This is a genomic window from Roseibium sp. (assembly GCF_025698965.1).
Lineage (GTDB): Bacteria > Pseudomonadota > Alphaproteobacteria > Rhizobiales > Stappiaceae > Roseibium.
Map to the genome: position 1 here is coordinate 1 of NZ_JAILWL010000382.1, position 6,491 is coordinate 6,491.

At 54.6% G+C, this 6,491-nt stretch carries 2 protein-coding genes and 1 pseudogene; all 3 read left to right on the forward strand.

Annotated elements, in window-relative coordinates:
* Positions 1 to 3,289 (forward strand): indolepyruvate ferredoxin oxidoreductase family protein (locus K5905_RS24510; RefSeq protein WP_297588938.1); only part of this gene is annotated, 3,289 nt, incomplete at its 5' end.
* A gap of 879 nt (positions 3,290 to 4,168) precedes the next feature.
* The gene (locus K5905_RS24515) at positions 4,169 to 5,254 is read left to right on the forward strand and encodes a DUF2336 domain-containing protein (RefSeq protein WP_297588941.1); all 1,086 of its coding nucleotides are present in this window, start codon (positions 4,169 to 4,171) and stop codon (positions 5,252 to 5,254) included.
* 145 nt (positions 5,255 to 5,399) lie between these two features.
* A pseudogene (locus K5905_RS24520) lies at positions 5,400 to 6,491 on the forward strand (mechanosensitive ion channel protein); the annotation flags it as partial.

Consider the following 6,491-nt stretch of genomic DNA (forward strand, 5'->3'; position numbering starts at 1 on the left):
CGTTTTCAAGCCCGGCGTGAACGAAGAACTTGGCGCGACCGCGGTTTGGGGAAGTCAGAAATTGCGTGGTGAGGGCGGTACTGGACGGGCAACCGATTATGACGGCGTCTTCGGGATCTGGTACGGCAAGGCACCGGGTGTTGACCGGGCAGGGGATGTCCTGCGGCAGGCAAATGCTTCAGGCACCGATCGCAATGGCGGTGTGTTGGCTCTCGCAGGCGATGACCATCTCGCCAAATCCTCTATTCTCCCGGCACAAAGTGAGTTCTTTTTTGAGCATGCGGAAATTCCGGTGCTCAATCCAGCCGACATTCAGGATGTACTGGACTTCGGTCTTCACGGCCTGGAAATGTCCCGCTTTACCGGCCTGTGGTCCGCGCTGATCTGTATTGCCGATACGATGGACGCATCCGCGACGATCAATGTTTCGCCCGATCGCTTGCGTCTGGTGCGGCCGCTGGATGGCGACCCGCGCAAGGACTACCGGCAAAATCGTGACCTTCTGCTTGGCAATCGCCTTGAGACCGAACGACTGGTTCGCGACCTTCGTATACCGGCAACGCAGAACTATGTCCGGACGAACGGCCTGGACCGGGTGACTTTCGGCACGCGCCGCCGCGTGAAACTTGGCATTGTCGCATCAGGCAAGGCGTATCGGGATCTGTTGCAGGCGCTTGACCTGATGGGGATCACCGAGGAAAGAGCCAAGGCGCTGGGGCTTGCGGTTTACAAGGTTGCCATGACCTGGCCCATCGAGCCACTTGGCCTGCGTGACTTCGCCCGTGGTGCGGAGCGTCTTCTTGTGGTGGAGCACAAGCGGGCATTCATGGAACCTCAAATCAAGGACATATCCTATCACTGGCCGGAAATGAGCCGGCCGGAAATCTGGGGCAAGCGCCGCCCCAACGGCGCACCGTTCCTTTCAGATGTGCTTGAAGTGTCTGTCGCGGAAATTATCGAAGGCCTGATGACCTGGTTGCCGCAGGAGGCGGTTTCTGAAGAAATGCGTGCCGTGGCAGCCCGCATGACAAAACAGGCAATGTGGGCACAAGGTCATGCGGAGCGGGCAACCCGCATCCCGTATTTCTGCTCAGGATGCCCGCATTCGACTTCGACAAATACGCCGGAAGGCTCTCGTTCCATGCCGGGCATTGGCTGTCACGCCATGACGGAAATGGCAGGCCGGACGACCGAGGGACAGATCGCCATGGGCGGTGAAGGCGTTTTGTGGGTCGGACAGCAGCCTTTTTCCGGCGACAGTCATGTCTTTGCCAACGTAGGCGATGGCACTTATTTCCATTCCGGCATACTGGCGATCCGGCAAGCGCTCGCCTCCAATGTGCCGATCACCTACAAGATCCTCTTCAACGATGCGGTTGCGATGACCGGCGGTCAGAAGGTCGATGGTCAGCTCACCGTGCCGCAGATCACCCGTCAGCTTGAAGCCGAGGGCGTGGAGCGGATCGCCGTGGTCTCTGAAAATCCGGAGAATTTTGGATCCTGGACGCCAATTGCACAGGGTACGAAAGTTTATCACCGGGACGAACTGATGGATGTGCAAAAAGAGTTGCAGTCCTTCCCGGGAGTGTCGGTCATTGTTTACGATCAGACTTGTGCTGCGGAGAAACGCCGTCGCCGTAAGCGCGGTCAGTTTCCTGATCCGGACAAGCGGTTGTTCATCAATGATCGGGTCTGCGAAGGCTGTGGCGACTGCTCGGTTCAGTCGAATTGTCTCTCGGTCGAGCCGCTCAAGACACCTTTTGGCGAAAAGCGCGTCATCAACCAGTCGAGCTGCAACAAGGACTTTTCCTGCATCAAGGGTTTCTGTCCTTCCTTTGTCGAAATCGATGGAGCTGCGCTCAAGAAGCCGAAAAAGGCAGACGTCAATATCGACGTTCTTGTGGAAGATCTGCCGCAACCCGTGCTGCCTTCCCTTGAACGGACGCAGAATGCCCTGATCGCCGGGATCGGCGGTATGGGGGTAACGACCATCAGCGCCGTACTTGCTATGGCCGCTCACGTGGACGGAAAACAGGCATCGACGCTTGATATGACCGGTCTCGCCCAAAAGGGAGGACCTGTGACCTCGCATGTGCGGTTTGCGGCAAGCGACAGATCTATCGAGGGGCCGCGGGTGCCGGCTGCGAGCCTTGATCTTCTGATCGCCAGCGACATGGTCGTGGCGACCAATGCGGATCAGCTGGCGCTGGCCCATCGCGGTCACACGTTGACGGTTGCAAATACCAAGGTTGCGCCGACGGCGGAGTTTGTTCTGAAGCAGACCTTGTCATTCGATGAAAAACGCATGGATACCGCCCTGCGGGAAGCATCGGGTACTTATCTCGCCATGAATGCGGCGGATATTGCGGAAAAACTCCTTGGTGACGCGATCTACGCCAACATGCTTCTTGTCGGGATGGCTTATCAGGGCGGTGCTCTGCCGATTTCCGATCATGCAATTGAAACGGCGCTGGAACTGAACGGAGCCGCAGTTGCCAACAACATCAAGGCCTTCGTTGCCGGGCGTGTGCTATCTGCCGACCCAGCGAAATTGCTGAATGCCATTCCGTCGGAATTGAAGCCACGGGAATTCAGTCTGGATGAGAAAATTGCCTTCAACACGAAGGAGCTGACAGCCTATCAGGATGCAGCTTATGCCGCTCGGTACTCAGATCTTGTGGCAAAAGTCAAAGCCGCTGACGAGACATACGGGCCGGGCACGCTTCGTTTGACACAGACCGTTGCTGATCTCCTCTACAAGGTCATGGCCTACAAGGATGAATACGAAGTCGCGCGGCTTTATTCCGATCCGGCATTCCGGGACAAGATTTCCCAACGTTTCGAAAATCCGAAAAAGCTGAAGGTTCATCTTGCGCCTCCCTTCCTTGCACACCGCAAGGATCCCAAGACCGGGCGTCCGGAAAAGATTGCCTTCGGTCCCTGGATCTTCAAGGCGTTTGATCTGCTGGCCAGGTTCAAGGGGGCGCGGGGCAAATGGTATGATCCATTTGGCCGGACAGCCGAGCGTAAGGCAGAACGTGCACTTATCGCTCAATATGAGCAGGACATTGCCGAAATCCTGAATAAGCTCTCCCATGGTCCCTACGGACTTCTGGTCGAGTTGGCTCGGGTACCGGATCTGGTTCGCGGATTTGGCCCCGTGAAAGACGCAAACCTGGAAAAGGCCGCTGAAAAACGTGAGTTGCTGCTTGAACAATTGAACAAAACAGATAGCGGCGGCAATGATGACGATCAATCTGTCAAAGTGTTCATGCAAGCTGCTGAATAAGGGCAACTACATTCGGTGAGGATTGAAACCGGTGCTTTGCGGCACCGGTTTTTTTGTTCCACTAGGATCAGCGATAGAAATTGGAATTCGGATCACTCCATTGGCCGCTGATATAAGGTTTTTGCGGAAATTCTCCGCGGTGCTGAAGTCGGGTATCGGGTAAAACATCTGACCGAAGATCATAGGGAATTTCAGAAAGCGGTCGTTTCCTCCTGCGAGGCATTCGCCAAGCCATAACTGAGGTCAACGTCGTGTGAAGCAGCTGGAATGCGGGGGAGGCATGCCGGCGCACAGGCGGTATCGAAGGCGGGTGGATGGTCATGGCTTGCTCCGATAAAGAAAGATATTGCTTTCTTTATCTGGGTTTGCAGTTTGGGAAATCAATAAGGAAAGTAATTTCTTTTTAAATTTCTCGTGCCGACGAAATCTCTTATGTGCGGGATTGTTTTCTTGTAGCAGGCAAGAGCGATTTCTAAGGAGAAATTCCGGTGACAATCGGTCGGGAGATAACCGGTGCGCGCCCCTGAAACCTAACTCTTCAGACTTGCGCAAGGGGTTGGACAGACATTGGAATCCTTTAACGGATTTCGGGAAAACCGCTCTCCAAAAGGAAAATTAAACAGGGACACGGAATTTTTTTGCGAAAAATTTTTGAGATTTACAGTTGGCAAAATAGCTGAGACGGGCTTGGAGTATTTTTGAAAAATCTAGGTTTTTCAGTTGCTTGTCGAAAGTCGATACGATGTAGTTAGAATTGTCGGAAAGTTTGCCGAAAAGACAATTACATTCTCCAAATTCGCGTTTTGCTCTTTTTTAAATCTTGGCTCCATCTTCGGTACCAACGCCGGACAGGCACAATTTGAGTATTGGTATCGAAGCATGACAGAAGCGTTGAAAACAGAACTGGTGAACTTTTCGGAGCTGACCGGGGAAGCTGGCAGCGCCCGGCGGGCGGAACTGGCGCGGCACGTCGCGACCCTGTTCGCACTGACATCCGACCGCTGCTCTGATGAGCAGGTTGATATTTATGATTCCGTCCTGTTGCGTCTGGTTGACATGGTTGAAGCGGAAGTTCGTCGCTATGTGGCCGAACAGATGTCCAGCCTGCGCAGAGGACCAGAGGAGACGATCCGCCGTCTAGCCGATGATGACATCGAAGTTGCGGAACCGATCCTCGTGCGGTCAAGCGTTCTGCGAGACACCGACCTGATAAAGATCGCGGAAAAACGAGGCAATACGCATTGTTTCGCCATTGCCCAACGTGAGGTTCTCTCTGAGGATGTCACCAGCGCTCTTGTCCGGGAAGGTGATCTCAAGGTCAAACGCAAAATAGCCAGCAATGATGGAGCGGTCCTGTCAGATGAATCCATCATGGCCCTGATCAGCGATGCTGCTTCGGATGCAACTTTGCAATTGTCATTGAGCGAGCGGGGTGATCTTGCAGAAACCCATATAGCCAGCCTTGTTGCAGTGGCAAGCGAAGAGGTTCGCAAGAGACTGCATGCAAGCGGGCGCAGCGGCGAAGCGGAACAACTGGATGAAGCCGCCGATATCGCTGCTCAGCGCATGTCGAACCAGTACTGGTTGGGTCGTTACGACTTCGAGACGGCACGCAGCCGGGTTCTGCTGTTGGCAAAACGTGGCATGGTCAACGAAGCTGCACTGCGCCGCTTTGCTTCGGAAGACCGGTTTGCCGAGGCGGTCGCCACGTTTGCCTGGCTCGTTCGTTGCGGAGTTGAAGAGGTCAGCCATTGGATGGTTCGGCCAAACCCTGAACCCTTCCTGATTCTGGCGAAGGCCTCCGGCTTTTCTTCCATCACGATCGGATCGCTGCTGGCAATCGGTCCGTGGCGTCACCGTCTGACACCCGATGTTCGCAGCAATGCTATGTCCTTGTTCGAACGCATGACGATTGCAGAAGCGAAACGGAGGATGGCGCACTGGAATGCCCCTGTACTGAACTGACGCGTACCTTTTGAGGCAACTTGCAACCAGCTCGATCTTCGGATCGGGCTGTTTTTTTAGGTTTTCCAGCCGATTTCTTTCAATAGAAGCGGAACCGTGCTTAACAGAAAGGCAGAAAAACACTGCGATTCATTACGAGGCTAACATGCGCGCTCGAAACTATTTTTTCTTTTCCATTGATTTAGACGCGATTTCATCGCGAATTACGGTTCTTATTCTGACCTGTTTGCTGATTGTCGGCTTTTCTATGACGGTGGGCACTTTACCAGCGCATGCCCAAGGCATCACGGGTGTCATCTCAAGCATGACAAAGTCGGACGAGGCTGAGAAAACGGAAACAGATGCTCAGGTCACCGACGATGAAGAAGACGCCAACAGGGATCCCGAAGCCGACGAAGCCGAGGGGACTGGGCTTTTGCAGGATGTCGACGAGTTTGTCGATGAGGCGGTTGCCGCCCGGGATGTCTTCAAATCCATCCTGAAGGAAATTCCAACAATACATGACACGATGCTTTCGACCTTACAGGCCGAAGGCGAGGAGCGGGGGCTTCGCTGGATCCCTGCCGCCCTGATCGATATTGCCATTGCAGTGGCGCTGGGACTTTTGGCGTCTTCGCTTCTGGCGCGCTGGGGACGCCGCCAGTTTGTTTCCATGTATCGTGCGGATGTCTATTCGCGATCCGACAAGATCATCTACCTTTTTCTGCGTGCGTTGCTGATGATTGTCGGCGTGGTCCTTTTCTTCGTCGTGGCGGTTCTTGTTTATCTCACGATCGGCACCGGCCTTGAGGCGGCCAACGAAACGGCCATGGTTGTGCTGGGCGTCGTTTCCGTATTCATGTGTCTGCGGATCGTCTTTATGAATCTTCTGGCACCTGATGCAGGTAGCCATCGATTGCTGAAACTGACGAACCAGGAAGCGGGCGGTCTTTACCGGGCGCTGCTTCTGGGAAGCGGCGTGTCGCTCGCGGCCATTGCGTTCTGCCTCTGGATGGAGCGACTTGGTCTGTCTGAAGACGCCCACAAGATCGCGCTCATTGCAGCGTCGGCATTGTCGATGCTCATCCTAATCGGAATTTCGGTTGTTTACCGGAAGGTGATTGCTCGCCTGATCCGAGGAGAGCTCGGCACAGAGGCTCCTGTTTGGCGCAGAGTGCTGGCGAATGTCTGGCACTTCGTTGCAATTTTCTACTTCGTTGTGGCCTGGAGCATTTCAGCTGTTCGCATTCTGCTTGAC

What these genes read in the sequence shown, in the direction of transcription:
- K5905_RS24515 (WP_297588941.1), top strand. Translation starts at nt 4,169, where the DNA reads ATGACAGAAGCGTTGAAAACAGAACTGGTGAACTTTTCGGAGCTGACC.